The 26,360-nt window shown below is 72.8% G+C and carries 21 protein-coding genes; 10 read left to right on the top strand and 11 right to left on the bottom strand.

Features of this window, described 5'->3' with window-relative positions:
* Positions 1-23 precede the first annotated feature (23 nt).
* On the top strand, positions 24-494 hold the full coding sequence (locus ACQZ2A_RS01190; RefSeq protein WP_430206663.1) for a PPOX class F420-dependent oxidoreductase: 471 nt from the start codon (positions 24-26) through the stop codon (positions 492-494).
* Here ACQZ2A_RS01190 and ACQZ2A_RS01185 read toward each other — a convergent pair.
* Both ACQZ2A_RS01185 and ACQZ2A_RS01180 read right to left on the bottom strand, forming a co-directional pair.
* The gene (locus ACQZ2A_RS01185) at positions 447-1,637 is read right to left on the bottom strand and encodes an acyltransferase family protein (RefSeq protein WP_430206662.1); all 1,191 of its coding nucleotides are present in this window, start codon (positions 1,635-1,637) and stop codon (positions 447-449) included. The genes ACQZ2A_RS01190 and ACQZ2A_RS01185 overlap by 48 nt on opposite strands.
* Positions 1,634-2,785 (bottom strand): acyltransferase family protein, encoded by a 1,152-nt coding sequence (locus ACQZ2A_RS01180; RefSeq protein WP_430206661.1) that lies wholly within the window; start codon positions 2,783-2,785, stop codon positions 1,634-1,636. Before ACQZ2A_RS01180 ends, ACQZ2A_RS01185 begins: the two co-directional genes overlap by 4 nt.
* A gap of 65 nt (positions 2,786-2,850) precedes the next feature.
* Here ACQZ2A_RS01180 and coaE point away from each other — a divergent pair, with 65 nt between their 5' ends.
* Entirely contained in the window at positions 2,851-4,044 is a 1,194-nt protein-coding gene (gene coaE, locus ACQZ2A_RS01175; protein WP_430206660.1) for a dephospho-CoA kinase, read from the top strand.
* On the opposite strand, the gene ACQZ2A_RS01170 is transcribed toward coaE, so the two are convergent.
* Positions 3,971-5,494: a pyridoxal phosphate-dependent decarboxylase family protein gene (locus ACQZ2A_RS01170; RefSeq protein ID WP_430206659.1), complete on the bottom strand. Its 1,524-nt coding sequence runs from the start codon at positions 5,492-5,494 to the stop codon at positions 3,971-3,973. The genes coaE and ACQZ2A_RS01170 overlap by 74 nt on opposite strands.
* A 74-nt stretch (positions 5,495-5,568) precedes the next feature.
* On the opposite strand from ACQZ2A_RS01170, the gene uvrB reads away from it, so the two are divergent.
* The 5 genes from uvrB to ACQZ2A_RS01145 all read left to right on the top strand — a co-directional run bounded on the left by uvrB (position 5,569) and on the right by ACQZ2A_RS01145 (position 12,913).
* Positions 5,569-7,680 carry an excinuclease ABC subunit UvrB gene (gene uvrB / locus ACQZ2A_RS01165; protein WP_430206658.1) on the top strand — a complete coding sequence of 704 codons (2,112 nt, stop codon included), beginning with the start codon at positions 5,569-5,571 and terminating at the stop codon, positions 7,678-7,680.
* Between the two features lie 22 nt (positions 7,681-7,702).
* Positions 7,703-8,029 carry a hypothetical protein gene (locus ACQZ2A_RS01160; RefSeq protein ID WP_430206657.1) on the top strand — a complete coding sequence of 109 codons (327 nt, stop codon included), beginning with the start codon at positions 7,703-7,705 and terminating at the stop codon, positions 8,027-8,029.
* Positions 8,030-8,116: 87 nt separating this feature from the next.
* The gene (locus ACQZ2A_RS01155) at positions 8,117-11,155 is read left to right on the top strand and encodes a bifunctional diguanylate cyclase/phosphodiesterase (protein WP_430206656.1); all 3,039 of its coding nucleotides are present in this window, start codon (positions 8,117-8,119) and stop codon (positions 11,153-11,155) included.
* A gap of 106 nt (positions 11,156-11,261) precedes the next feature.
* Positions 11,262-12,662 (top strand): glycosyltransferase family 2 protein, encoded by a 1,401-nt coding sequence (locus tag ACQZ2A_RS01150; protein ID WP_430206767.1) that lies wholly within the window; start codon positions 11,262-11,264, stop codon positions 12,660-12,662.
* Entirely contained in the window at positions 12,659-12,913 is a 255-nt protein-coding gene (locus ACQZ2A_RS01145; RefSeq protein ID WP_430206655.1) for a hypothetical protein, read from the top strand. Before ACQZ2A_RS01150 ends, ACQZ2A_RS01145 begins: the two co-directional genes overlap by 4 nt.
* Positions 12,914-12,970: 57 nt before the next feature.
* Here ACQZ2A_RS01145 and ACQZ2A_RS01140 read toward each other — a convergent pair whose 3' ends face one another.
* Positions 12,971-13,135 (bottom strand): hypothetical protein, encoded by a 165-nt coding sequence (locus ACQZ2A_RS01140; protein ID WP_430206654.1) that lies wholly within the window; start codon positions 13,133-13,135, stop codon positions 12,971-12,973.
* Between the two features lie 156 nt (positions 13,136-13,291).
* On the opposite strand from ACQZ2A_RS01140, the gene ACQZ2A_RS01135 reads away from it, so the two are divergent.
* Positions 13,292-13,738, top strand: coding sequence for a VOC family protein (locus ACQZ2A_RS01135; protein ID WP_430206653.1), 447 nt, complete (start codon positions 13,292-13,294; stop codon positions 13,736-13,738).
* A gap of 34 nt (positions 13,739-13,772) precedes the next feature.
* Here the strand turns inward: ACQZ2A_RS01135 and ACQZ2A_RS01130 are convergent, their stop codons facing one another.
* The 3 genes from ACQZ2A_RS01130 to ACQZ2A_RS01120 form a co-directional block, all read right to left on the bottom strand.
* Positions 13,773-14,837 (bottom strand): DUF222 domain-containing protein, encoded by a 1,065-nt coding sequence (locus ACQZ2A_RS01130; RefSeq protein WP_430206652.1) that lies wholly within the window; start codon positions 14,835-14,837, stop codon positions 13,773-13,775.
* 19 nt (positions 14,838-14,856) lie between these two features.
* Positions 14,857-15,219, bottom strand: coding sequence for a hypothetical protein (locus ACQZ2A_RS01125; RefSeq protein WP_430206651.1), 363 nt, complete (start codon positions 15,217-15,219; stop codon positions 14,857-14,859).
* Positions 15,220-15,314: 95 nt separating this feature from the next.
* Entirely contained in the window at positions 15,315-17,972 is a 2,658-nt protein-coding gene (locus ACQZ2A_RS01120; protein WP_430206650.1) for a phosphoenolpyruvate carboxylase, read from the bottom strand.
* Positions 17,973-18,052: 80 nt separating this feature from the next.
* Here ACQZ2A_RS01120 and ACQZ2A_RS01115 point away from each other — a divergent pair, with 80 nt between their 5' ends.
* A complete protein-coding gene (locus tag ACQZ2A_RS01115; protein WP_430206766.1) occupies positions 18,053-19,063 on the top strand; it encodes a TerC family protein in 1,011 nt (336 codons plus the stop codon).
* Positions 19,064-19,083: 20 nt separating this feature from the next.
* On the opposite strand, the gene ACQZ2A_RS01110 is transcribed toward ACQZ2A_RS01115, so the two are convergent.
* The 4 genes from ACQZ2A_RS01110 to ACQZ2A_RS01095 all read right to left on the bottom strand — a co-directional run bounded on the left by ACQZ2A_RS01110 (position 19,084) and on the right by ACQZ2A_RS01095 (position 23,242).
* Positions 19,084-19,959, bottom strand: coding sequence for an EamA family transporter (locus tag ACQZ2A_RS01110; protein WP_430206649.1), 876 nt, complete (start codon positions 19,957-19,959; stop codon positions 19,084-19,086).
* A 115-nt stretch (positions 19,960-20,074) separates the two neighbouring features.
* Entirely contained in the window at positions 20,075-20,737 is a 663-nt protein-coding gene (locus ACQZ2A_RS01105; protein ID WP_430206648.1) for an MBL fold metallo-hydrolase, read from the bottom strand.
* Between the two features lie 5 nt (positions 20,738-20,742).
* Positions 20,743-21,438, bottom strand: coding sequence for a maleylpyruvate isomerase family mycothiol-dependent enzyme (locus ACQZ2A_RS01100; protein ID WP_430206647.1), 696 nt, complete (start codon positions 21,436-21,438; stop codon positions 20,743-20,745).
* A 10-nt stretch (positions 21,439-21,448) separates the two neighbouring features.
* On the bottom strand, positions 21,449-23,242 hold the full coding sequence (locus tag ACQZ2A_RS01095; RefSeq protein WP_430206646.1) for a glycoside hydrolase family 15 protein: 1,794 nt from the start codon (positions 23,240-23,242) through the stop codon (positions 21,449-21,451).
* 59 nt (positions 23,243-23,301) lie between these two features.
* On the opposite strand from ACQZ2A_RS01095, the gene uvrA reads away from it, so the two are divergent.
* On the top strand, positions 23,302-26,346 hold the full coding sequence (gene uvrA / locus ACQZ2A_RS01090) for an excinuclease ABC subunit UvrA (protein ID WP_430206645.1): 3,045 nt from the start codon (positions 23,302-23,304) through the stop codon (positions 26,344-26,346).
* The last annotated feature ends 14 nt before the right edge of the window (positions 26,347-26,360 follow it).

Below are 26,360 nucleotides of genomic sequence, written 5' to 3'. Positions count from 1 at the left end.
GCCCCGCGTGGCAGGGTGGGCGCATGCCACGCACCGTCGCCACGAACACCGACGTCGACCTCGAGGCGCTCCTCGAGTTCGTCCGTCCCCGCCACCAGATGGTCCTGCTGACCACCCGCGGCTCCGACGGCCGGCCGCAGGCCTCGCCGGTCACCGGGGGCGTCGACGACGCCGGGCGCATCGTCGTCACCAGCTACCCCGAGCGCGCGAAGGTCCGCAACGCGCGGCGTGACCCGCGCTGCAGCGTCCTCGTCCTCTCCGACGACTTCGGCGGCGCGTGGGTGCAGGTCGATGGTGACGCCGAAGTGGTCGACGCCGTCGACGACGTCGAGCCCTTCGTCGAGTACTTCCGCAACATCTCCGGCGAGCACCCCGACTGGGACGAGTACCGGCAGGCGATGGTCGACCAGGGCAAGTCGCTGCTGCGGATCACCCCGACTCGCTGGTCACCCGTCGCGACGGGCGGCTTCCCCGCGCGCCTCGCCGGCGGGTGAGCGGGTGAGCCGTCGGAACGCCCGGCGGACCGCACCCTCGACCACCGGGACGACGAGCCGGTGCACCACCGCGACGACGGCGACGAGCAGGATGACGGCCGCCAGGAGACGGGGCAGCGTGTCCCAACCTTCCGTGTGCCGTCGCACGAACTGGTAGATCGGCATGTGCCACAGGAAGATCGTCAGTGACGCCTGCCCGAGGAAGACGAGGGGGCGCGAGGACAGCAGCCGGGGGGTCAGCGTCGCCGGGTCGGCGCCGTTGGCCAGGCCGACGACGGTCAGCGTCGCCGCGATCGACGCGACGACGCCCTGCCACCCGAAGTAGCCGTCGATGCCGACGAAGGCCGTGCTGACGAGCAGCCCGACGAGCACCACGAACCCGGCACCGGCGAGCCCGCCCGCGGAGCGGGCCAGCCATCGGGGTGTCGGGCGTCCGTGCAGGAAGGCCGCCGCCGCAGACCCCGCGACGAGCCCGTCGATCCGCGCGACGGCGGTGAGCGCGGCGCGGTACCACCCCTCCTCGAGGTACAGGTGCCAGCGCCACGCACAGACGACGACGAAGGCGACGACAGCGAGGGCGACCAGCGCCTTGCGGAAGCGCGCGAGGAGCACGACCAGGACGGTCGCGACGGCGAAGTACTGGACGTCGATGCTGAGGAAGTACAGCGGGCCGACGTCGGAGCGCGCACCCAGCGGGTCGTCGCGGACGAAGGTGTTGAAGGTGAACGTGGCCACGGCCACGAACGAGCGCACGGTGGCCCGCTCGCTGGCGGTGTCGGTGGGGTCGACCTTCCAGACGACGAAGAGGACGACGAGGAGCACGTAGACCTGGAGGGCGATGCGGACGGTCCGCTGCTCGAGGTACAGGAGGGGACCGAGCAGGCGGCGCCGTTCGGCACTGGCGAGCAGCCGCTCGGTGACGAGGTAGCCGCTGATGACGAAGAAGGCGCTCACCGCGATGTTGCCGCCGCCGAACAGCGCCGAGAGCGACCCGAGCTGGGGGCGCTCGTCGGCCGGCCAGACGACGTGGCAGTGGTAGAGGACGACGAGCGCGATGGCCAGGCCGCGCAGGCCGTCGAGGGGTCGCGAGCGCTCGGCGAGGGTGTGCAGTGAGGAGACTGCGCCGCGGGTCAGGGTGGTCACGGCGCCACCGTCCCGGACGCGGACGGCAGCGGCTCGCCTGCGGGGCGGGGGGGCCGCAGGTGGGTGGCCAGCCAGCGGCGCACCGGGTCCTCGACCCACCGGTTCGAGGCCACCGTGAGGCCCGCGACGATGGCGAGGACCACGACCGTCTGCACGAGCCACGAGGAGCCCGTGGCGTGGCGGCCGACGAAGAAGATCACCGGGTAGTGCCACACGTAGATCACGAGCGACGCCCGGCCGAGCCAGGTCAGCCAGGGCGCGGCGAGCCCGCGGGTCAGGGCGCTCGGCTGCTCGTGGAGGACGACGGCGCCGACGAGCACCACCGCGACGACGGAGAACACGACGCCCCACCACTGGAGGAACGCGAGAGGACCGAGCTCGGGGTTGAGCAGGAGCAGGCCGAGGAGGGCGAGCATCGCGGCCGTGGCCACGGGCGTCGCGTACCGCGCGTGGCCGCGCAACCACGGGAGGGCGACCGCCAGGGCGGCGCCGAGGAGGAGGGCGTCGGCCCGCGCGAAGGTGTCGACCGCCAGCGCGAACCAGGTCTGGTCGGAGACCCGCACGAGCCGGTAGGTCGAGGACGCCGCCGCCAGGGCCACGAGCACGGCGGCGAGGAGCCGGCGGCGGGTGGCGAGCGCGAGCAGCAGGAGGGGGAGCACGACGTACCACTGCTGCTGGATGGAGAGGAACCACAGGTGGCCCATGTCGTTGCGGGCGCCGAGCGGGTTGAGGGCGTAGAGCCAGTTGTTGGTGAAGGTCAGCGTGTTCGTCAGGGTCCGCACGGTGGAGTCGGCGGGAGTGGTGTCCGTGGGGTCCAGCGCCGCGACGACGGCCACCGCCGCGCAGAGCGGCACGAGCTGGGCGCCCACCCGGATCACGCGGCGGAGCAGGAAGCGCAGCGGGTCGAGGGTGTCGCGGTCCACGTCACGGAGCAGCCCGGAGGTGACGATGAAGCCGCTCACGACGAAGAAGACCGGCACGGCGCCACCGCCGACGAGCCCGCGCAGGTAGGGCACCGAGCGGATCCCCTCCTCCGGCCAGAGGAAGGCGCTGAGGTGCCCCAGGACCACGAGGACGATGGTGACACCGCGGAGCCCGTCGAGGGCCTGCACCCGGGTGGCCCGACCCGGGCTCGTCGCTGTCGTCACGCGAGGAGGCTACCCGCCGGTCACATCGGCGACCCGCCGAACCGCGGGCCGCTAGGGTCGGGAGCATGCTGCGCGTCGGGCTCACGGGAGGCATCGGGTCCGGCAAGTCGACCGCGGCGCGGGCGCTGGCGGCGCTGGGGGCCACGGTCGTGGACGCCGACGCCGTGGCGCGCGAGGTGGTCGAGCCCGGTACGCCGGCCCTCGCCGCGATCGCCGCCCGGTTCGGCCCGGACGTCCTGGCACCCGACGGCTCGCTCGACCGGCCCGCCCTCGGTCGCCTCGTGTTCGGCGACCCCGCCGCCCTGCGCGACCTCGAGGGCATCACGCACCCGGCCATCTGGGCCCGCACCGCCGAGCTCGTCGCCGCGCTGCCCCCGGACGCCGTGCTCGTGCACGACATGCCCCTGCTCGTCGAGAAGTCGATGGCGGGGGAGTACCACCTCGTCCTCGTCGTGGGTGCCTCGGAGGAGACGCGCCTGCGACGGCTCGTCACCGACCGCGGGATGGCGGAAGCCGACGCGCGGGCACGCATCGGGGCGCAGGCCGACGACCCGGCCCGTCGCGCCGCCGCCGACGTGTGGCTCGACAACGAGGGCTCGCGCGAGGCCCTCGACGTCGCCGTCCGCCGACTCTGGCACGAGCGGCTCGAGCCCTTCGCCGCCAACCTGCGCACCGGGACGCGCAGCCGTCTGCCCGCGCCGGTCCTCTGCCCGCCCGACGCGGCGTGGCCCGAGGCCGCCCGCCGTCTGCTCGCCCGGGTGCGGCACGCCGTGGGGGACGCCGCGGTCACGCTGGACCACGTCGGCTCCACCGCCGTCGCCGGGTTGCCGGCCAAGGACGTCGTCGACCTCCAGGTGGGCGTGCGGTCGCTCGCCGACGCCGACGCGCCCGCGTTCGTCGACGCGATGGCGTCGATGGGCTTCCCCCGCGTGGGGGAGAACACCGAGGACCACGGCCACGACGGCACCGTGTGGCCGAAGCGCTTCCACGGCTCGGCGGACCCGGCGCGGGTGGCGCCCGTGCACGTGCGCGAGGTGGGTTCCCCCGGATGGGAGTTCGCGCTGCTCTTCCGGGACTGGCTGCGCGCCGAGGGCGCCGAGCGCGACGCCTACGCGGTCGTCAAGGCCGACCTCGCCGGGCGCCTGGCCACGACCGAGGAGTACGCGGACGCCAAGGAGCCCTGGTTCAGCGCGGCGTGGCCCCGGGCGCAGGAGTGGGCGCGGCGGACGGGCTGGGCGCCGCCGGTGCCACCGTCCTGACCGCCTCGGGCCCGAGCCGCTCGAGGGTGGCGACGAACAGGTCCACGTCGTCGGGCACGCTCCGGTGGTTGCCGATGGCGACGCGCACCGCGAGCCGCCCGCGCAGGGTGGTCTCGGTGACGATCGCGACGCCGCTCTCCTGGACGAGCAGCACGAGCTCGCGGTTGACGGCGTCGAGCTCCTCGTCGTCGAGGTCGGCGCGGCCGTCGGGGCGGTAGCGGAGGCAGACGATGTCGCAGCCGACCGGGGCCATCCGCTCCAGGTCCGGGTGGGCGTCGACCCGGTCGGCGAGCGTGTGCGCCAGCGCTGTGGTGCGGTCCATCACCGCGCCGTGCGCGTCGGCGCCGAGGGCGAGCAGGGCCATCCACACCTTCAGGGCGCGGAAGCCACGGGTGAGGTCGATGCCGTACTCGTTGAACCAGACGTCTCCGGCCGCGAGGCCGCGGGTGGCGTGGCGGAGGTAGGCCGGCACGACGGAGAAGGTGGCCCGGTGCGCCGCCTCGTCCCGGACGAGGACGAGCCCGACGTCGATCGGCGCCTGCATCCACTTGTGGAGGTCGAGGGCGAGCGAGTCGGCGCGGGCCAGACCGCGGACGAGGTCGGCGCGGCCGCTCAGCCCGAGGAAGCCACCGATGGCGCCGTCGACGTGCAGCCACAGCCCCTCGCGGGCCGCGAGGTCGGCGACGGCGTCGAGGTCGTCGACCGCCCCGGTGTTGATGGTGCCCGCCGTCGCGACGACGGCCAGCGGCCGGATGCCCGCCGCCCGGTCGGCGGCGACGGCCTCGGCGAGGGCGTCGACGTCGAGGGTGTAGTCGTCGTGCACCGGTACCAGCCGCAGGGCCGCCTCGCCCAGGCCGAGGACCTCGCAGCTCTTGCGGTGGCAGCTGTGCACCTCGGCGCTCGCGTAGACCGCGACCCGGCCGGTGCCGGCGAGCCCGTCGGAGCGCACGGTGGGGCCGAGCACGGCGCTGCGGGCCACCGCCAGGCCGATGAGGTTGGCCTCGGAGGCGCCGCTGACGAGCAGGCCGCTCGCGTCGGTGGGGTAGCCGACCGCCTCGGCGCACCAGCGCACGACCTGCTGCTCGACGAGGACCGGGGCGTGGTCGCCGCCGCCCATGTTGGGGTTGAGCACGCTGGCCACGAGGTCGGCGAGGTTGCCGACGGGGTGGCCGGCGCCCATGTACCAGCCCCAGAAGCGGGCGTGGTCGTTGCCCATCGAGTACGGGACGACGCGGGCGAGGACCTCGGCGTAGGCCGCCTCGGCGCCGATCCCGGTGCGGGGGAGCGGGCCGTCGAAGGAGGTGCGGACGTCGTCGGGGAGCGGGCGCCACACGGGTTCGTCGCGGCGGTGCTCGAGGCGGTCGACCATGTCGTCGACGACCCGGTGGGCCAGGGCGCGGAAGGCGTTCCAGTCGGCCGGGTCCAGGCTGCCGTCGGCTGCACCGCTCATGGCGACGATGGTCCCACCGAGCCCGTGCCCCGGCCAGACCCCGGCCTGTCGGTGCCGCGGCATACCGTAGGGGGATGCGTCCCACCACCGAGCTCCAGCGCCGCCTCGCGCCGTTCGAGGTCGTCTCCGAGTTCTCCCCGGCCGGCGACCAGCCCAAGGCCATCGCCGAGCTCGCGCAGCGGGTGAACGCGGGGGAGCAGGACGTCGTGCTGCTCGGCGCCACCGGCACCGGCAAGTCGGCGACCACCGCCTGGCTCGTCGAGCAGGTCCAGCGCCCGACCCTCGTCATGGCCCCCAACAAGACCCTCGCCGCCCAGCTCGCCAACGAGTTCCGCGAGCTGCTGCCGAACAACGCCGTCGAGTACTTCGTCAGCTACTACGACTACTACCAGCCCGAGGCCTACGTCCCGCAGACGGACACCTACATCGAGAAGGACTCGTCCATCAACGACGAGGTCGAGCGGCTGCGGCACAGCGCCACCAACAGCCTGCTCACCCGCCGCGACGTCATCGTCGTCGCGTCGGTGTCCTGCATCTACGGCCTCGGCACGCCGCAGGAGTACGTCGACCGGATGGTCCCGCTGCGGGTCGGCGACGAGGTCAACCGCGACGACCTCATCCGCCGCTTCGTGCAGATGCAGTACACCCGCAACGACCTCGCCTTCACCCGCGGCACCTTCCGGGTCCGCGGCGACACCGTCGAGATCATCCCGGTGTACGAGGAGCACGCCCTGCGCATCGAGTTCTTCGGCGACGAGGTCGAGCGGCTGTACACGCTGCACCCGCTGACCGGTGAGGTGGTCCGCGAGGAGCAGGAGATGTACGTCTTCCCGGCCACGCACTACGTCGCCGGGCCGGCGCGCATGGAGCGGGCCATCGCCGGCATCGAGGCCGAGCTCGAGGAGCAGCTGTCGCTCTTCGAGAAGCAGGGCAAGCTCCTCGAGGCCCAGCGGCTGCGGATGCGCACCACCTACGACATCGAGATGATGCGCCAGGTCGGGTCGTGCTCCGGCATCGAGAACTACTCGCTGCACATCGACGGCCGCCAGCGCGGGTCGGCGCCCAACTGCCTCCTCGACTACTTCCCCGAGGACTTCCTCCTCGTCATCGACGAGTCGCACGTCACCGTGCCGCAGATCGGGGCGATGTACGAGGGCGACATGTCGCGCAAGCGCACGCTCGTCGAGCACGGCTTCCGGCTGCCGTCGGCGATGGACAACCGCCCGCTGAAGTGGGAGGAGTTCCTCGGCCGGATCGGCCAGACCGTCTACCTGTCGGCCACGCCCGGCTCCTACGAGCTCGCCAAGTCCGACGGCTACGTCGAGCAGATCATCCGGCCCACCGGCCTGGTCGACCCCGAGGTGGTCCTCAAGCCGACGAAGGGCCAGATCGACGACCTGCTCCACGAGATCGGGGTGCGCACCGAACGCAACGAGCGCGTGCTGGTGACCACGCTCACCAAGAAGATGGCCGAGGACCTCACCGACTACCTGCTCGACAAGGGCGTGCGGGTCCGCTACCTCCACTCCGACATCGACACCCTGCGCCGCGTCGAGCTGCTCCGCGAGCTGCGGCTCGGCGAGTACGACGTCCTCGTCGGCATCAACCTGCTCCGCGAGGGCCTCGACCTGCCCGAGGTCTCGCTCGTCGCCATCCTCGACGCCGACAAGGAGGGCTTCCTGCGCAGCGCCCGCTCGCTGATCCAGACCATCGGCCGCGCGGCCCGCAACGTGTCGGGCCAGGTGCACATGTACGCGGACAAGATCACCCCGTCGATGGCCGAGGCCGTCGAGGAGACCACGCGCCGGCGCGAGAAGCAGATGGCGTACAACCGCGAGCACGGCATCGACCCCCAGCCGCTGCGCAAGAAGATCGCCGACATCACCGACATGCTCCAGCGCGAGGACGCCGACACCGAGGAGCTGCTCGGCTCCGGGCGGGCCCGCTCGCGCGGCAAGGCCGACGGTGGCCGCGGTGGCCGCGGTGCGGCGGCGGCCGACGTCGCCGTGGCGGGGCGCCGGGGTGAGGGCGTGCCGGCCAGCGAGCTCGCCAACCTCATCCAGGAGCTCACCGCCCAGATGCACCAGGCGGCGGCCGACCTGCACTTCGAGCTCGCGGCCCGGCTCCGCGACGAGATCGGCGACCTCAAGAAGGAGCTGCGCCAGATGAGCGAGGCCACGCGGTGAGCCCGCCCGAGAACCGTCGTCCGTGAGCACGGAAGGGGAGCCCGAGGACCAGGAGGTCCGCCGGGACCTCTTCGGCCCGCTGCCCGGTCCCGGCTCCCCGTTCTACGTCCCGCCGCCGTCGACGCGGAAGCTGCGGACCTCGGTGGTCGTGTGGGCCGTCCTGCCCCTGACCATGCTGGGGGTGATGGTCAGCTTCGTGGTCCGGCAGCAGTGGGTGGCGCTGGCCGTGGTGCTGCCGTTCGTGGCCCTGCTCGCCTGGGGGAGGTGGCACCTCTACCGGCGCCTGGTCACCGAGCTGCGCCGTCGGTCGCGGGCCCGCGACGAGGAGAGCCCCGGCTTCGGTCGCTGACCCGGCGCGTCCCGGCGCGCGGCGCGACGCCCCGCGGTGGATGATGGAGCGCTGCCTGTCCCCGCTCGTCCCCCTCGAGGTCCCTGCATGCTCGTGCGCTTCGCGTCCTTCGGTGTCGCCTACGCCGTCGCCACCGTGCTCGGGCGTGCCCTGGTGGACCCGACCACCGGGTTGGCGCTGTTCTGGCCGGCGGCCGGGGTCGGGGCGCTGTGGGCGCTCGTCGCGCGCACGCAGCGGGAGCTGGTGCTCGTCGCCGCCGCCGTCGCGGCGGTCGCCACCGTCGCCAACGGCGTCACGGGGTTCGGCTGGGGGACCGCCTTCGTGCTCGGGGCGGCGAACGTCGTCGTCGCGGTCGGGACCCGCCGGGCGTACAGCGAGATCCGGGTGCGCACGAGCCGTCGGCACCGGGACCGCACCCGCTGGGGTGCCGAGCGGTACTCGAGCCTCTCCGACTTCCTGCGCCTCCTCACCGCCGGGCTCGTGGCCACGCTCGCCAGCGCCGTGGTGGCGATGGCCGGCCTCGCCCTCGACGGCGAGGTGCCGGTGACGCCGGCCACGGCCCTCTCGTGGGTCCTGCGCAACGGTGCCGCCATCGCGGTGATCGCCGGCCCCGGGCTGACCATGCGCCACCTCCGCCCGAAGGTCACCTGGGCCCAGCTCGCCGAGCTCGGGCTCGTCGTCGTCGTGACGGCACCGCTCGTGTGGGCGGTCTTCGGCACCAGCCACACCCTGCCGCTCGCGTTCCTCCCCATCGCGCTGCTCCTCTGGAGCGGGATCCGGCTGCCCGTGCCGCTCGCCGCGGTCCACGGGGCGATGGTGGCGCTCGGGATGTTCGCCCTCGTCCGCTTCACCGGGGGCGGCCCGTTCGGGGCCATCGAGGACGACGGCACGCGCGCCCTCGTCGTGCAGGCGTACATGATGCTCGCCGCCGGCGTGCCGGTGGTCGTCGCGACCGTCCAGTCCGAGCGCGATCGCCTCCTGGAGTCGCTCTCGGTCTCCCAGCGTGCCGCGCGCGTCCAGGCTGCCGACCTCGTGGCCATCACGCGCACGATCCCCGACGCCCTCGCCGTCGTCGACCGGGACGGCCGGATGCGTCCGCTCAACGAGGCGGCGCACCGGTGGCTCGGTCGTCCTTCGGCCGACGGCGTCACCCTCACCCCGCCGCCCGCCCTGGCCATCGCCGTCGGCACCGACGGCCCGGAGGGCGACATGAGCCCGCCCGGGCGGGCACTGCGCGGTGAGCGGGTGGAGGACGAGCTCGTGGTCATCGACGACGTCGTCACCGGCGAGCCGCGGATGGTCTCGGTCAGCGCCGTCCCCGTGGCCGACCCCGGGTCGCGGGCCGCCGACCGCGCGCTGCTGGTGCTCCACGACAGCACCGAGGAGCACCGTCGCATCGCCGAGGTCGACATCGCGCGCGAGCGCTCGGAACGGCTCGTCGCCGACGCGCCGCACGGCATCGCGGTGCTCGACCGCAACGGTCGCATCGTCCGGGCCAACGACAGCCTCGCCGAGGTCACCGGCCGGATGCTCCACGAGCTCGTGGGTTTCCCGGTCGACGGGCTCTCCCCGAACCACCCGGACGGCGTGGCGCGCCATCTCGAGCGCGTGCTCGTCGAGCACGGCAGGCTGGTCCGCGACGAGTGGACAATCACCCGCCCCGACGGCGTCGACGTGCGGGTGGCCCTCACCAGCCGTGTGCTCTCGACCCCCGACGAGCGCGAGGAGCGCGACGAGCTCGTCGTCATGAACGTCATCGACGTCTCGGACCGGCACCGCTACGAGCAGCGTCTGACCCACCTCGCGGACCACGACGCGCTCACCGCCCTCCCGAACCGGCGCCGGTTCGAGCAGGAGCTGGAGCGCCAGCACGCGCGCTGCGACCGGTACGGACCGACGGGCGCGCTCATCCTGCTCGACCTCGACAACTTCAAGGACGTCAACGACACGCTCGGGCACGCGGCGGGGGACCAGCTGATCGTCTCGACGGCCAACGTCCTGCGCGGCGCCGTGGCGTCCTCGGACCTCGTCGCGCGGCTCGGCGGCGACGAGTTCGCCGTGCTGCTGCCCGACGCGGACCGCGAGTCCGCCGAGGTCGTCGCCGCGGACATCGTGGACCGCGTCCGCGCGCACACCTCCACCCTCGACGGCGTCAACCGGCGGGTGACGGCGAGCGTGGGGGTCGTGAGCTTCGCCGACGCCGCCGGGCAGGACGCCGACATCCTCGCCCTCGCCGACATGCTCATGTACGACGCCAAGGACGACGGCCGCAACCGCTACGTCCTGCTCGGCGAGTCGACCCGCCAGCCGCGGTCCGGGGCCCGCCTCGCGTGGCGGTCGCGGCTGGAGAACGCCATCGAGAACGACCTGTTCCAGCTGTACCTCCAGCCGATCATCGACGTCCGGACCAACCGGGTCAGCGGTGCCGAGGCGCTGCTGCGGCTCGTCGACGAGGGCGAGCCGGTCTCGCCCGGCCGCTTCGTCTACATCGCCGAGCGCACCGGGCTCGCACCGGCGATGGACGCCTGGGTCGTGCGCCACGGCATCGAGATGCTCAAGCGGCTCCAGGCGCTCGCCCCCGAGCTGACGCTCGCGGTCAACCTCTCCGGGCGCTCGATGGGCGACCCGATGATCGAGGCCGAGCTCGTCGAGGGCCTGCGCGTGCACGGCGTCGACGCCCAGTCGCTCGTCATCGAGGTCACCGAGACGGCGGCCGTCTCCGACGTGCTCGCCGCCCGGGCCTTCGCCGCCCGGCTCGGAGCCCTGGGGGCGCGCTTCGCCCTCGACGACTTCGGTACCGGGTTCGGGTCCTTCTCCTACCTCAAGCACATGCGCTTCGACGTCGTGAAGATCGACGGGGAGTTCGTCGCCGACGCCGACCAGAGCGACACCGACCGGGCGATCCTCGAGTCGATCGTGCGGATCGCGCACTTCCTCGGCAAGAGCACGGTGGCCGAGTTCGTCGGCCGGTGGGAGACCTTGGACGTCGTCCACGACCTGGGCATCGACTACGCTCAGGGGTTCCTGCTCGGTGAGCCGGTGCCGTTCGACGAGTTCGTCGTCAAGCACCTCGGGGATGCCGCCCGCATCGTCGTCCCGGGCTCGGACGCGGACCTGGAGCGATGAGCGGGACCCCCTCCCGCCGCCCGTCCGCACACCTCACGGAAGGGACGATTCGTTGAGCGGCACGGGGAACCGTCTCCAGCGGGGTACGGGGATCTTCGTGGTCCTCATGGCTCTCGCGGCGGCCGCGATGCTGTGGTTCGCCCTCGCGCTCACCGACCCCGAGTCCAGGACGCCGCCCGACGAGGGCCTGCTGTTCGGCGCGTGGCAGGTGCTCTACGACACGCAGGCGCCCTCGACGCAGCTGCTCGTCGCGGCGGTCGCGCTGGCCCTGCTGCTGGCCGCCGCCGTCGCCGCGATCGAGAGCCGCATCAGCAAGCGGTACCGCCGCTCGGAGAACGCCGGCGAGACACCGCTCGCGCCCAAGCTCGTCATGGCCCGCACCGCCGGGGTCTTCCACGGTCCGGTCACGGTGACCGTCCTCATCCCGGCGCACAACGAGGAGGACCGCATCGCGGCGACCCTCGCCTCCCTCGAGGAGCAGACGAGCCGCCCCGACCGGGTCGTCGTCGTCGCCGACAACTGCACCGACGCCACCGAGGACCTCGCGCGGGCGGCGGGGGTGGAGGTGTTCGCGACCGTCGGCAACACGCACAAGAAGGCCGGCGGGCTCAACCAGGCGCTGGCCAGCCTGCTGCCCGGCATGGGTGAGAACGACACCGTCATGGTCATGGACGCCGACACCGTCATCGGGCGCGAGTACATCGAGACGGCCAAGGCACGGATGACGGGGGACCGCGCCCTCATGGCGATCGGCGGCCTCTTCATGGGTGAGGACGGCAACGGGCTCATCGGCCAGTTCCAGCGGAACGAGTACATCCGCTACAGCCGCGACATCAAGCGCCGGCGGGGGCGCCTCTTCGTGCTCACGGGGACGGCGTCGGTCTTCCGCTCGGGGGCGCTGCGCGAGGTCGCGGCCCAGCGCGGCCGGCTGATCCCCGGGATCGCGGGCGACGTGTACGACACGGTGTCCCTGACCGAGGACAACGAGCTGACCCTCGCGCTGAAGTCGCTCGGCGCACTGATGACCTCGCCCGCCCAGTGCACCGTCGTCACCGAGGTGATGCCCACGTGGGGCGCCATCTGGCACCAGCGGCTGCGCTGGCAGCGGGGGGCGCTCGAGAACCTCGGCGCCTACGGCATCACCCCGCAGACGTCGCGGTACTGGGTGCAGCAGTTCGGGATCGGCTACGGAGCCGTCGCCCTGCTGGCGTACTATGTGGCGATCTTCACGATGGCGATGTCGCTGGACGAGTGGGTGTGGTTCCCGTTCTGGCTCGGCATCGGTGTCGTCTTCATGGTCGAGCGGGTGATCAGCGCCTGGCGGGGCGGATGGCGCGCCCGCCTCGTCGCCCTGACCCTCTTCCCGGAGCTGGTGTACGCCACGTTCCTCAACGTCGTCTTCCTGCGCGGGGTGTTCGACATCCTCACCGGCAAGCAGGCCCAGTGGTCGCACGTCACCCGGACCGCGGACGGCAAGGTCGTCGTCCGGGAGGGTGAGTCGGCATGACGGCCGCCGTCGTCCCCGCGGGGATCCTCTTCCCGGAGAGCACGATCTTCTCGCCGTGGTTCAGCGTGCTCAGTGTCTTCGTGGCCATCAACACCGTCATGTACGTCGCGCTGGCCGTCGCGAAGATCCTGCCGAAGGTCTACCCGCGCGAGTGGCTGCCCCGGCGCTACGTCCGCGCGCAGACCCGCAGCATCCATCCCGACGCCACCGAGCCCGGCCCGCCGCAGCCGGGTGGGACGACGTCCGGGTAGAGGACGAGCGACGGGGCCCGGTTCGGTCCGTCAGTCACGACGCGCAGCCTTCGCGCTCTACCACGTGTTCCACGGGGGTGGTTGCCCGTGGGCCGGTCCGAGCACCGCTCGCTGCCCGCGCTGTCGCCGGTAGGACGTGACCAGGTAGATGCCCGAGGCGAGCATCGTCAGCGAGAGGACGCACACCAGGAGCACCACCACCCCCACCACGCTCACTGTCACACCTCGACCGTAGAAACCCTCCCCGGTGCGCTGACAAGGGCTGCTCGCGGTGGTGGGCCGATCGGCCGATGCCGGCCTGACGCAGGTCGCCCACCAGTCGTCCGAGCGCGCCGAGCAGGCCCCGGGCGTCGGGGTGGACGGACCTAGGGTGGTCGGGTGATCACCAACCGGTCCGCGCCCCACGCTCGCGTGCTCCCCGTGCTCATCGTGGCCGACGTGCGGGCCGCCGTCGCCTGGTACTGCGAGGTCTTCGGCTTCGTCGAGCACGTGCGCATCGGGGAGCGGCACCGCTCGCAGCTGGGACTCCCGGAGGGCCCCGCGGCCGAGCTCGTCGTCGCCGAGGTGAGGCCCGGTCGGCGGACGCCACGGGAGACGCGGTCCCACCAGGTGATGCTCAAGGTGGAGGACGTCGCCGACGTGGTCGCGGAGGCCGTCCTCCGTGGAGCGACGGTCGCGGACCCTGAGCGGGACTGGGAGTACGGGGAACGTCAGGCGACGATCGACGACCCCTTCGGGCACCAGTGGGTGCTCAACCAGACGCTGCACGACACTGCTCCGGAGGAGTGGGGCGGTCAGGCCGTGACTCCACGCCCGGGCGGCTAGGGAGCGTTCCCCGCCGATGCGAGGCGTCGCTTCGTCAGGACGGGAGGCGGTGCTGGGGTTCGGTGGTGCGGACGCGGCCGTTCGGGCCGTGCCAGGTGAGGGTGCCGTCGGGTGACAGGACGGGTCGCCAGTGGCCGAGCTGCTTGAACCGGTGGTGGCGGCGGCAGAGGTCTTCCAGGCAGGTGGGCGTGGTGGTGCCGTCGGGCCAGGCCTTGACGTGGTCGAGGTCGCAGCGTTCGGCCGGTCTCGTGCAGCCCCACATCCGGCAGGTCCCGTCGCGGGTCTTCACGAAGTCGGTGATGGCCTTGGTCGGCTTGTACGCGTTGGTGGTCAGGGAGGCGAGGGTGCCGGTCTCTGCCTCGAGCACCGCCCTGGCGACGTCCATCGGCAGGACCTTGAGGAGGTTCGCCAAGGTGGCGGGGTCGACCCAGCCCACGCCCGGGAGGTGGGTGCCGGAGACGGAGAACCCGGGGCTGACGACGGCCATGGTCCACGCGTGGTCGTCGAAGTCCTCGGCCGGCTCCTCGACCCAAGAGAGCTCCTCACGCGTGACCGGGTCGAGGTCGCCGTAGCGGGTCTCGACCCCCGTGGAGTGGTCGATGATCGTGTCGTCGTCGTCCCAGTCCACCCGGAACCGCTCACCCCGCATCGGCTCCGGTGCAGGCTCGTTCGTAACGACCGGCACCCCGAGCGTCACCTGCGCCGACACGGACACGTTCCGCAGGACGAGGTCGGTCAGGGCATCCGCGCGGGACTCCGGCACCGACAGCGCCTCGTCGACCTGCCGGTACTCCCCGGCCAGCTGCTCGACCGCCGACCACATCGCCGCCGACGTCGCGGTCGGGAGCGAGGCGAACCATTCGCTCAGCCCGTCCGCGCCGGGGCACACCTCCACCCGCCGGCCTGTCTTGGTCAGCGCCACGTACGCCGCGACCTGGTCCGCCGCCACCCGCGTCGCGACCCGCCGCGCCTCCGACATCACCCGCGCCGGGTCCAGATCCGGCAGCCGGGGCGCGAGCTCGGCATCCACCCGACCGCACGCCTCCACATCCAGCCCGGCGCACGCATCGACGACCTTCTGCACCGTGATCGTGCCCACCGCGCCCGCGACCAGCAGGTCACGCGTACGGGGGGAACCGCTGCCCGAGCACCGCACCGAGCGTGACCTTGCGCCCGGCCACGCCCTCGGTCAGGCCGGCCTCCAGGCAGAACATCACCCCCGACATGCCATCGACGAACCCCACCGGGTGCACCCGCTCGGCCGGGCCATCACCCGACAGCCGCGTCTCGAACCGAGCACCCCACGCCGCCGACACGGCCACCAGAGCATCGGCCGAGTTCGCCAAGCCCTGCGCCTCCCCGGCCAGCTCGAACGCGTCCTCCGACGACAGCCCCTGACCGGACTCCACCAGCTCACGACCCAGCCGCGCGCACTCCGTCCGGAGTGCCGCGATGCGGCTGCTGATCGTCCCCCTGTCCATGCCTCATCGTAGCGAACAGGCGTACGATCGGCAAGGTCATCCGCAGGCCAATTCGCCTCCGCTGCAGATGATTTGCCCCGATACCGGCAGCAGGCTCACCCCGTGTTCTGCAGCCCCGCCGCCAGCCCGTTCACGGTGAGCAGGAGGGGACGGTGCCACTCCGAGCCGCCGTCCTCGTCCACCGCTCGGACCTCCGACAGGCCCCGCAGGAGCAGGTGGCTGAGCATGTCCACGAAGGGTCGCCGCAGCCCGACCGCGGTGTGCAGGTGCGGTTTACGCTCCAGCATCTCGCTCTGCCCCAACAGCGAGAGGACCATCCGTCGGGTGAGGGCGAGCTCCTCGAGGACCATCGCCGCGAGCTCGGGACGCCCACCCAGCCGCAGGAAGCCGGCCGCCAGCTCGTCGTCGGTCTTGGCCAGGCTCATCTCGGCGACGTCGACGAGCGCAGCGAACACCGGCCACTCCCGGTACGCCTCGCGCGCAGGGTCCAGCGACGGCAGCGCCGCCAGCCCGCTCCCGAGCCCGTACCACCCCGGCAGGTTCACCCGCGTCATCGACCAGGCGAACACCCACGGGATGGCTCGCAGGTCGTCGAGCGAGCGCCCCGACTCCGACCCCGACCGCCGCGACGGCCGCGACCCCAGCCGCAGGTCGGCGAGCAGGTCCAGGGGGCTGGACATCGCGAAGAAGTCGGCGAAGCCCGGCTGCTCCACGAGGGCCCGGAACGCGCGACGGCTCGCGTCGCCGACCACCTCGCCCACCGACTCGTACTGCCCGAGGGCGGCGTCCCGGGCGGCGGCGTGGCCCGCGGAGTCGGTCAGCAGCACCGCCGAGGCCACCCGCTCGAGGTGCTGTTCGGCGATGCGCACGTCGGCGTACCGGGCGAAGATCACCTCGCCCTGCTCGGTCACCTTGAACCGGCCGTCGACCGACCCGGTCGGCTGGGCGGCGATGGCCCGGTGCAGCGGCCCTCCGCCGCGCCCCAGCGACCCACCGCGACCGTGGAACAGCGTCAGCTCGACGCCGTGCCGGGCCGCCCACGCCACCAGCCCCACCTGGGCCCGGTGCAGCGCGAGCGTCGCCGACGCCGGCCCGACGTCCTTGGCCGAGTCCGAGTAGCCGAGCATCACCTCGACCCGCCGCCCGACCCCCTCGAGCCACGAGGACGTCGACTCGAGCCCCACCCACGCCTCGAGCGTGCGGTCCGCGGCATCCAGGTCGGCACCGGTCTCGAAGAGGGGCACGACGTCGAGGGACAACGGTCGCGACCCGACCGCCAGCCGCGCCAGCGCCCGCACCGCCACGAGGTCACCCGCCGACTGGCTGAACGACACCACGTACCTCCCGCACGAGCGCCGACCCCACCGCTGCTGGAGCCAGGCCATGACGCGCAGCGTGTCGAGCACCTCGCGCGTCGCCCCCTCGGCAGACCCCTCGAGCTCGGGCCATCCCTCCACCGCGAGGCGGTCCAGCAGTGCCGCGTCCGAGGCGGCGGCGACCGGGTCCGAGGGGCGCGCGTCCTCCGGTAGCAGGCCGAGCACCTCGACCAACGCCGCCCGGTGCACCGCCGAGTGCTGGCGCACCTCGAGCTCGGCGAGGTGGAACCCGAAGGTCTGCACCATCCACACGACGTCCTGCAGCTCGCCGAACGCGGTCCGGGCGTCGCCGGCCGCCACGAGCGACTCCTGCACCAGCGCGAGGTCGGCCAGCGCCTCCTCGGGACCGGCGTAGGCCACGCCCGCCCGCTCCTCGCGCGTCGCGGCGAGCCGGGCCGCCACGACGAGCAGCTTCTGCCGGTGCGGCTCGTTCGGCGAGTCCTTGGTGACCTGGGCGAGCAGCCGCGGGTGGGCCGCCGCGTCGTTGGCCAGCGCGTCGCGCAGCGCGGCGGTCGGGGGAGTGGACTCCTCGTCGACGGTGATCATCCGGGCGACGCGGTCCACGGCGTCGTGCAGCACCTCGAGCGCCTGGTCGGCGTGCGCGCTGACCGTCTCGCGGGTGACCTCGGCTGTGACGAAGGGGTTGCCGTCGCGGTCGCCGCCCACCCACGAGCCGAACCGGACGATGGGCGGCAGGGGCCGCTCGCCGGGGCGCTCGTCGTCGCCGAAAGCCGCCTCGACGGCCCGCTGGAAGCGCGGCACCGCGTGGATCAGCGACTGCCGGAACACCGTCAGGACCGTCTTCACCTCGTCGGCCGGGGTGGGGCGGGTGATGCGCAGCGTCGACGTGCGCTGGAGGATGTCGATGTCCTCGAGCATCCGCCGCCGCGCCCGCGCCCGCTCCGACGGCCCCGACCCCGGGTCGTCGTGGGCGTCGAGGTGCTCGGCGATGCGCCGCAGCGCCGAGGCCACCGCGCGCCGCCGCGCCTCTGTCGGGTGCGCCGTGAGGACCGGGTGGATGCGCATCCGCTCGACCCGCTCGCGGGCGTCCGGACCCGCCGCGGCCACGGCCGGTCCGATGTCACCCGTGTCCGCCCCGCCGCCGTACTCGCCGTCCTCGCTGCGCAGCGACCGTGCGCGCTGGCGCTCCTCAGCGAGGTTGGTGAGGTGTAGGTGGACGGTCAGCAGCCGGGCGATCCGCGACGTGGTGTCGGGGTCGAGTGCCGCGACCAGGGCCGCCGGGTCGCCGTCCTCCTCGCCCCGCACGCGCCGTTCCAGGGCGTCGGTCAGCTCGAGGAGGTCCGCGCGCCCGGACTCCTCGACGACCTGACGGTGCAGGCCGGTCAGCAGGGAGAGGTCCTCGAGCATGCTCGCCATGGCGCCAGCGTAGGAGGGCGCGGACGCCGTGCGTCGAGCCGTCCACCCGCCGTTAGGCTTGCGCGGTGCTCCCCACCCTGATGCCGACGGCCACCACCCCGGACCTCGACCTCGCCCCGTGGGTGTGGTGGGTGACGATCGGGGTCGCGGCGGCCATCCTGCTGTTCGACGTCGTGATGATCGCCCGTCGCCCGCACCGCCCCTCGACCCGGGAGGTGTCCGTCGCGCTGGCCGTCTACGTGGGCGCGGCCGTCCTCTTCGGGCTGGGCATGTGGGTGTTCGCCGGCGGCCAGCTGGCGGGGGAGTACTTCGCCGGATGGCTCACCGAGTACTCGCTCTCGGTCGACAACCTCTTCATCTTCCTGCTGATCATGGCCAAGTTCGCGGTGCCGGAGAAGCTGCAGCAGTTCGCGCTGATGGTCGGCATCGTCATCGCGATCATCCTGCGCGGCATCTTCATCGCCGTCGGCGCCGCGGCCATCAACAACTTCAGCTGGGTCTTCTACATCTTCGGCGCGTTCCTCATCTACACGGCCGTCAAGCTCGCCAAGGAGGGGGAGAGCGACGACGACGAGTTCGAGGAGAACCGCTTCATGAAGTTCATGGAGAAGCGGTTCCCCGCGACCAAGGAGTACGACGGCACCAAGCTGTTCTCCAAGGAGACCGGCAAGCGCCTCGCCACGCCGCTGTTCTTCGTCATCCTGGCGCTCGGCACCACCGACCTGCTCTTCGCCCTCGACTCCATCCCCGCCATCTACGGCCTGACCCGCGAGCCCTACATCGTGCTCGTGGCGAACCTCTTCGCGCTGATGGGCCTGCGCCAGCTGTACTTCCTCATCGGCGGCCTGCTGAAGAAGCTCATCTACCTGAGCGTCGGCCTCGCCGTGCTGCTGGCGTTCATCGGCGTCAAGCTCCTCCTCCACGCCCTCCACGAGAACACGCTCCCGTTCATCAACGGCGGCAAGAAGCTCGAGTCGATCCCGGAGATCCCGATCGCGGTGTCGCTCGGCGCCATCGTCGTCATCCTCGGCGTCACGACCATCGCCAGCCTCTGGCGCACCCGGCGCCACCCCGAGCTCATCGACGACTGAGGCCGGCCGGGCCGACGCCGCTAGGTCGCGGTCGACTCCGCCGGGTCCTTGCGCGCGCCCAGGCCCAGCACCAGACCGGACGCGGCGACGACGAGCGCCATGCCCAGCAGCTGCAGCCCGTGCAGGCGCTGCCCGAGCACCAGCAGCCCGGCGAGCGCGGCCACGGCCGGCTCGAGCGACAGCAGGATGCCGAACACCTGCGCGCGCAGGCGGCGCAGCGCCAGCAGCTCGAGCGAGTAGGGCAGTACCGAGGACATCACCGCGATGCCGAAGCCCTTGGCGAGGGTCTCGACGGTCCACGAGGGCACGCTCGTCAGGCCGAACGGCAGCGTGACGACGGTCGCGAAGACCATGGCGAGGGCCAGGCCCTCGAGCTTCGGGAACTCGGCGCCGGTGCGCCCGGACAGGACGATGTAGGCCGCCCAGAAGCCACCGGCGGTGAGCGCCAGCAGGATCCCGGTCCACTCGAGGTCCGCCAAGGGGATGCTCAGCGCCTCGGAGATGAGGACCACGCCGGCGGCTGCGGCGAGCACGGCCAGCCCGTCGACGACCCGCCGGGACAGGGCGGCGGCCAGGGCGAGCGGGCCGATGAACTCGATGGTGACCGCCACGCCGATGGGCAGGTGGGCGAGCGACCCGTAGAAGGCGAAGTTCATCAGGCCGAGCGCCACCCCGAAGGCGGCGACGGTGGCCCAGGCCCGCCGCGAGTGGCCACGCCACCGGGGGCGGACGACGACCAGCAGCAGCGCCGTCGCGAAGAGCAGCCGGATGACAACCGACCCCGCGGCCCCGACGACGGGTACCAGGGTGGCCGCCAGGGCGCCGCCGAACTGGACCGAGACGACTCCCGCGAGGACCAGCAGCGGGGCGGGCACGCGGTCGGCGGGGGACGTCACCGCGACAGGCTAACGACCGACCCGGTGCAGGCGAGCCGCCTTCCGGTCAGCGAGCCCCCTGCAGGGGGCTCGACGACCGGGAACGGGCTCGCGCGGGGCCTCGGCGGCCCCTGCATCACCAGCCGCGCTGCCGCCACTCGTCCAGGTGCGGCCGCTCGTCGGCGAGCCGGCCGTCGTTGCCGTGGCCCGGGTGGAAGAGGGTGGCGTCGTCGTACACGGCGAAGATCCGCTCGGTGACGTCGCGGTAGAGGTCCTCGAAGCTCTGCTCGGGGCGCTTGGTGTTGCCGACGCCGCCGGGGAACAGCGAGTCGCCGGTGAGCAGGTGGGTCGCACCGTCGGGCGCCGCCCAGGCCAGTGCGACCGACCCGGGCGTGTGCCCCCTGAGGTGCACGACGTCGAGGACGATCTCACCGAAGCGCACCGTGTCGCCGTGTCGCAGACGGACATCGGGCGCCAACGGCAGGGCGTCGGCGTCGTCCTCGCCGGCGTAGGTCGTGGCGCCGGTGGCCCGGGCGACCTCCTGGAGGGCGCGCACGTGGTCCCAGTGCTGGTGCGTGGTCACCAGGTGGTCGAGCCGGCCGGTGCCCTCGGCCACCAGGGCCAGGCAGCGCGCGGGGTCGTCGGCGGCGTCGACCATCAGCTGCTCGCCCGTGGCGGTGCAGGTGAGCAGGTACACGTTGTTGTGCATGTCGGAGACGGCCATCTTGCGCAGGGTGAGCGGGCCGAGCTCGAGGACGTCGGTCGGGCCGCCGGGGGTCACCTCGCCGGTGTACGCCACGCCGCTCACCGCCCTGCCGGCAGCTGGGGGAGCGGGTCGGCCGAGACGCCGCCGGTGAGACCGCGGGCCAGCCAGCCGAGCAGAGCCGCCCGGTCGCCGGTCACCGACGTCGTGCCGACACCGACCGTCCACTGCTCGCCCTCGGTGCTGCGCAGCGTGATGTCCGGGGCGTCGTCCAGCCCCCGTAGCCGCTCGACCTCCTCGTCGAGGAAGGCCCGCTGCAGCTCGGGCTCGAGGTCGGCGAACCCGAACCCGGCGTCGAGGTCGACGTGGTGCCACACGACCTCGCGCAGCCGCATCATCGGGATGTCCGCCGCCCGGCCGCGCACGTCGCCCGGTGTCCGCTCGAGGGCGTGGTCGGCGTGCTCGAGTCGCAGGCGCGGAGCGGCCTGCGCGTACTCGCCGGCGGTGCGCTCGATGTCGTCGGCCAGCTCGGCGGCCGAGCGACCGGCACCGGCGTCGATGTCGGCGTTGCGCTCGTCGCGGCTGCCGTACATCGTGTCGCGGGTGCCGTCGACGGCCGAGCGCACGAGGCGCACCAGCCCGTCGGCGTTGCGCGCGACGTGCGTGGCGACGTGGGCGCGGGTCCAGCCCTCGCAGAGCGAGGGGGCGGCGGGGTCGTCGAGGGCACGGACCGTGGCGACGAGCCGCTCGGTGTGCGCGGCGAGCAGGGAGGACGGGTCGGGCTCGGTGTCGGGCATGGCGCCGACGCTACCCCCGGGCGGCCGCCGCGTCGGCGTCCGCGATCGCGCAGGCGGCGCGGACGAGGGCGAGGTGCGAGAAGGCCTGCGGGAAGTTGCCGAGCAGCGCACCGGAGCGCGGGTCGTACTCCTCCGAGAGCAGGCCGAGGTCGTTGCGGATGCCGAGCAGCCTCTGCATCAGTGCGTGCGCGTCGTCGAGCCGGCCGCAGCGGGCGTAGGCCTCGGCGAGCCAGAACGAGCACGCGAGGAACGGGTTCTCGTCGCCGCTCAGGCCGTCGACGCCGCTCTGCGTCCGGTAGCGCAGCACGAAGCCGCCGCGCAGCAGGTCCTCCTCGACCGCCCGGATGGTGCCGAGCACGCGCTCGTCGTCGGCGGGGAGGAAACCGACCGTCGGGACCAGCAGGAGCGCGGCGTCGACCTCGCGGGTGTCGTAGTGCTGGGTGAAGGTGCCGCGCTCGGCGTCGTAGCCCTTCTCGAGGACCTCGGCGTGCACGCGGTCGCGCAGGTCGCGCCAGCGCTCGACATCCCCCTCGTGGCCGTCCTCCTCGACCGCGCGAACGGCCCGGTCGAAGGCCGCCCAGACCATGACGCGCGAGTGCGTGAAGTGCTGCGCCTCGCCGCGGATCTCCCACAGCCCGTTGTCGCTCTGGTCCCAGTGGTCCGCGAGGTCGTCGACGAGCGCGCGCTGCACCGCCCAGGACTCGTGCGACTCGCTGACACCGAGCCGCCGGGCCTCGTCGAGCGAGATCATCACCTCGCCGAGGACGTCGCTCTGGCGCTGGTCGACGGCGGCGTTGCCCACGCGCACGGGGGTGGACCCCGCGTACCCGGGGAGGTGGTCGAGGGTGCGCTCCGGCAGCTCGCGGCTGCCGTCGACGGCGTACATGATCTGGAGGTCGGCGGGGTCGCCGGCCACGGCCCGCACGAGCCAGTCGCGCCAGAGCCTGGTCTCCTCGACGTACCCGCACGCCAGCAGTGCCTCGAGGGTGAGCGAGGCGTCACGGAGCCAGCAGTACCGGTAGTCCCAGTTGCGCTCGCCGCCGACGTCCTCGGGCAGGCTCGTGGTGGGCGCGGCGACGATGCCGCCGCGCAGCTCGTCGGTGAGCAGCCGCAGCACGAGCAGCGAGCGGGTGACCGCGTCGCGGTACGGGCCCTGGTGGGTGTGCCGGTCGGCCCAGTCGTCGAACCGCTGGACGGTGGCGTCGATGCGGCTCTGGACGTCGAGGGCGCGGGGGACCTCGGACCAGGACGGCACCCACGTCATCGCGAACTCGTACCGCTCGCCCGCCCGCACGGTGAAGCGGTCGGCGTGGTGGTGGTCGGTGGGCTCGGGCAGGCGCGTGCCGCGCAGCACGAGCATGTCCGGGCCCGCGACGGCCCGGATGACGGTCGCGCCGTCGGCGTCCTCGATGCGTGACACCCAGGGCACGACCTTGCCGTAGCCGGTGCGCACGACCCACTCGTGGTCCATCTCGACCTCGCCGTCGAGGCCCTCGACGACGCGCACGAGGTCGGCCCGACCGTCCCCGAACGGCATGAGGTCGGTCACGCGGACGCGACCCGAGGCCGTCTCGTGGACGGTGTCGAGGACGAAGCTGTTCTCGCGGTAGCCGCGGGTGGCCGTGGCCTCCTCGACGGGGCCGAGGAACCAGCGGCCGTGGTCGTCGGTGCCCAGCACGGCGGCGAAGCAGGCGGGGGAGTCGAAGCGCGGCAGGCAGAGCCAGTCGACGGCTCCGTGCCGGCTCACGAGGGCCGCGCGCTCGGTGTCCCCGAGGAGCGCATACTCGGCGATGGGGGTGGTCACGAGGCCGACCCTAGACGGCGTGACCGGCGATGACGGGCCTGTCGGTGGGTCCACCTAGCATGGCCGGTGTGAGTCATGACCACCTCGTCGTCCGTGGCGCCCGCGAGCACAACCTCAAGGACGTCAGCATCGAGCTGCCCCGGGACAGCCTCGTCGTCTTCACCGGCCTGTCCGGGTCCGGCAAGTCCTCGCTGGCCTTCGACACGATCTTCGCCGAGGGCCAGCGGCGCTACGTGGAGTCCCTCTCCGCGTACGCCCGGCAGTTCCTCGGGCAGATGGACAAGCCCGACGTCGACTTCATCGAGGGGCTCTCGCCGGCGGTCTCCATCGACCAGAAGTCGACCAACCGCAACCCGCGCTCCACGGTCGGCACCATCACCGAGGTCTACGACTACCTCCGCCTGCTCTTCGCCCGCGCCGGCCGCCCGCACTGCCCGGTCTGCGGCGAGGCCATCACCCGGCAGAGCCCGCAGCAGATCGTCGACCGCCTCCTCGAGCTCCCCGAGCGCACCCGGTTCCAGCTCCTCGCCCCCGTCGTGCGGGCCCGCAAGGGCGAGTACGTAGACCTGTTCGCCGAGCTCCAGTCCAAGGGCTTCTCGCGCGCCCGGGTCGACGGCGAGGTCGTCTCGCTCACCGAGCCGCCGAAGCTCGAGAAGCAGGTCAAGCACACCATCGACGTCGTCGTCGACCGCCTCGTCGCCAAGGGGTCCGCCGACACCGCCGGCAAGCGCCGGCTCACCGACTCCGTCGAGACCGCCCTGGGCCTCGCCGGTGGCGTCCTCGTCGCCGAGTTCGTCGACCTCGAGGAGGGCCACCCCGACCGCGAGCGGCGCTTCTCCGAGAAGATGGCCTGCCCGAACGACCACCCGCTGCAGATGGACGAGGTCGAGCCGCGCTCGTTCTCGTTCAACAGCCCGTTCGGCGCCTGCCCCGAGTGCACCGGCATAGGCACCGAGCTCGAGGTCGACCCCGAGCTCATCGTCCCCGACGACGACCTCAGCCTCGCCGAGGGCGCGATCGCCCCGTGGGCCACGGCCTCCGGCGCCGCCGACTACTTCCAGCGCGTCATGTCGGCCCTCGCAGCCGAGATGGGCTTCTCGATGGACGTGCCCTGGCGCGAGCTGCCGAAGAAGGTCCGCGACTCCCTGCTCACCGGCCGCAACCACAAGGTCCACGTCAAGTACCGCAACCGGTTCGGGCGCGAGCGCTCGTACTCCACCGGCTTCGAGGGCGCCATCCCGTTCGTCAAGCGCCGCCACTCCGAGACCGACTCCGACTGGAGCCGGGAGCGGTACGAGGGCTACATGCGCGAGGTGCCGTGCCCGGTCTGCAAGGGCACCCGGCTCAAGCCGGAGTCGCTCGCCGTCCTCATCGGCGGCCGGTCCATCGCCGATGTCTCGCGCCTGGCGATCGCGGATGCCGCCCGCTTCTTCGAGGACGTCGACTTCACCGTCCGCGAGCGGCAGATCGCCGAGCGGGTCATCAAGGAGATCAACGCCCGGCTCGGGTTCCTCCTCGACGTCGGCCTCGACTACCTCTCCCTCGACCGGCCCGCCGGCACCCTCTCCGGCGGTGAGGCGCAGCGCATCCGGCTCGCCACCCAGATCGGGTCGGGCCTCGTCGGGGTCCTCTACGTCCTCGACGAGCCGAGCATCGGGCTGCACCAGCGCGACAACCACCGGCTCATCGAGACCCTCACCCGGCTGCGCGACCTCGGCAACACGCTCATCGTCGTCGAGCACGACGAGGACACCATCGCCACCGCCGACTGGGTCGTCGACATCGGTCCGGGCGCCGGCGAGCACGGCGGGCAGGTCGTCCACTCGGGCACCGTCGCCGACCTGCTCACCCACCCGGACTCCATCACCGGCAAGTACCTCTCGGGCCGCCGCGAGATCCCCACGCCGTCGGTGCGCCGCCCCCAGGAGCGCGGCCGCGAGGTCGTCGTCGTCGGGGCCACCGAGCACAACCTCGAGAACGTGACCGTCGGGTTCCCGCTCGGCAACCTCGTCGCGGTCACCGGGGTCTCCGGCTCGGGCAAGAGCACCCTGGTCAACGACATCCTCTACAACGTCATGGCCAACAAGCTCAACGGCGCCCGGCACGTGCCGGGCCGGCACAAGTCGGTCACCGGCCTGGACCACCTCGACAAGGTCGTCCACGTCGACCAGAGCCCGATCGGCCGCACCCCGCGGTCCAACCCGGCCACGTACACCGGTGTCTTCGACCACATCCGCAAGCTCTTCGCCACCACGGAGGAGGCGAAGGTCCGCGGGTACCAGCCGGGCCGGTTCTCGTTCAACGTCAAGGGCGGGCGCTGCGACGCGTGCTCCGGCGACGGCACGATCAAGATCGAGATGAACTTTCTGCCGGACGTCTACGTCCCCTGCGAGGTCTGCCACGGCGCGCGCTACAACCGCGAGACGCTCGAGGTGCACTTCAAGGGCAAGACCATCGCCGACGTCCTCGACATGCCGATCGAGGAGGCCGCCGACTTCTTCAAGGCGGTCCCCGCCATCGCCCGGCACATGACGACGCTCAACGAGGTCGGGCTCGGCTACGTCCGGCTCGGCCAGCCGGCGCCCACGCTCTCCGGTGGTGAGGCGCAGCGCGTCAAGCTGGCCTCCGAGCTCCAGAAGCGCTCGACCGGCCGCACGGTGTACGTCCTCGACGAGCCGACCACCGGCCTGCACTTCGAGGACATCCGCAAGCTGCTCGGGGTGCTCCAGGGCCTGGTCGACAAGGGCAACACGGTCATCGTCATCGAGCACAACCTCGACGTCATCAAGAGCGCCGACTGGCTCGTCGACCTCGGTCCCGAGGGCGGCAGCGGCGGCGGCAAGGTGATCGCCGAGGGCACCCCCGAGGAGGTCGCGGCGCTCGAGCACTCGCACACCGGCCGGTTCCTCGCGCCGGTCCTCGCGAAGACCGCCCGCACCAGCACGCCGAAGCGCGGCACCGGCGCCCGGAAGAGCGCCGCCAAGGCCCCGGCGAAGGCCCCCGCGAAGAAGGCCGCGGCCAAGAAGACCGCCGCGAAGAGCACGTCGAGCCGGCGCGAGCCGACCCGCACGACGAAGAAGGCCACCACCCGCAAGGCCGGCTGACCGGCGCGAACCGC

The sequence above is a fragment of the Phycicoccus avicenniae genome, assembly GCF_050496545.1.
Taxonomy (GTDB): Bacteria; Actinomycetota; Actinomycetes; order Actinomycetales; family Dermatophilaceae; genus Phycicoccus; species Phycicoccus avicenniae_A.
This window is presented reverse-complemented; position numbering and strand designations above follow the sequence as displayed.

Excerpts from the sequence above, each read along its gene's own strand:
- ACQZ2A_RS01170 (WP_430206659.1), bottom strand. The coding sequence starts at position 5,494 with ATGAGCGGTGCAGCCGACGGCAGCCTGGACCCGGCCGACTGGAACGCC.
- ACQZ2A_RS01120 (WP_430206650.1), bottom strand. The coding sequence starts at position 17,972 with ATGGCGAGCATGCTCGAGGACCTCTCCCTGCTGACCGGCCTGCACCGT.
- ACQZ2A_RS01115 (WP_430206766.1), top strand. The coding sequence starts at position 18,053 with ATGCCGACGGCCACCACCCCGGACCTCGACCTCGCCCCGTGGGTGTGG.
- ACQZ2A_RS01145 (WP_430206655.1), top strand. The coding sequence starts at position 12,659 with ATGACGGCCGCCGTCGTCCCCGCGGGGATCCTCTTCCCGGAGAGCACG.
- ACQZ2A_RS01150 (WP_430206767.1), top strand. The coding sequence starts at position 11,262 with ATGGCTCTCGCGGCGGCCGCGATGCTGTGGTTCGCCCTCGCGCTCACC.
- coaE (WP_430206660.1), top strand. The coding sequence starts at position 2,851 with ATGCTGCGCGTCGGGCTCACGGGAGGCATCGGGTCCGGCAAGTCGACC.
- ACQZ2A_RS01125 (WP_430206651.1), bottom strand. The coding sequence starts at position 15,219 with ATGGACAGGGGGACGATCAGCAGCCGCATCGCGGCACTCCGGACGGAG.
- ACQZ2A_RS01155 (WP_430206656.1), top strand. The coding sequence starts at position 8,117 with ATGCTCGTGCGCTTCGCGTCCTTCGGTGTCGCCTACGCCGTCGCCACC.
- uvrA (WP_430206645.1), top strand. The coding sequence starts at position 23,302 with ATGGCCGGTGTGAGTCATGACCACCTCGTCGTCCGTGGCGCCCGCGAG.
- ACQZ2A_RS01100 (WP_430206647.1), bottom strand. The coding sequence starts at position 21,438 with ATGCCCGACACCGAGCCCGACCCGTCCTCCCTGCTCGCCGCGCACACC.
- uvrB (WP_430206658.1), top strand. The coding sequence starts at position 5,569 with ATGCGTCCCACCACCGAGCTCCAGCGCCGCCTCGCGCCGTTCGAGGTC.
- ACQZ2A_RS01190 (WP_430206663.1), top strand. The coding sequence starts at position 24 with ATGCCACGCACCGTCGCCACGAACACCGACGTCGACCTCGAGGCGCTC.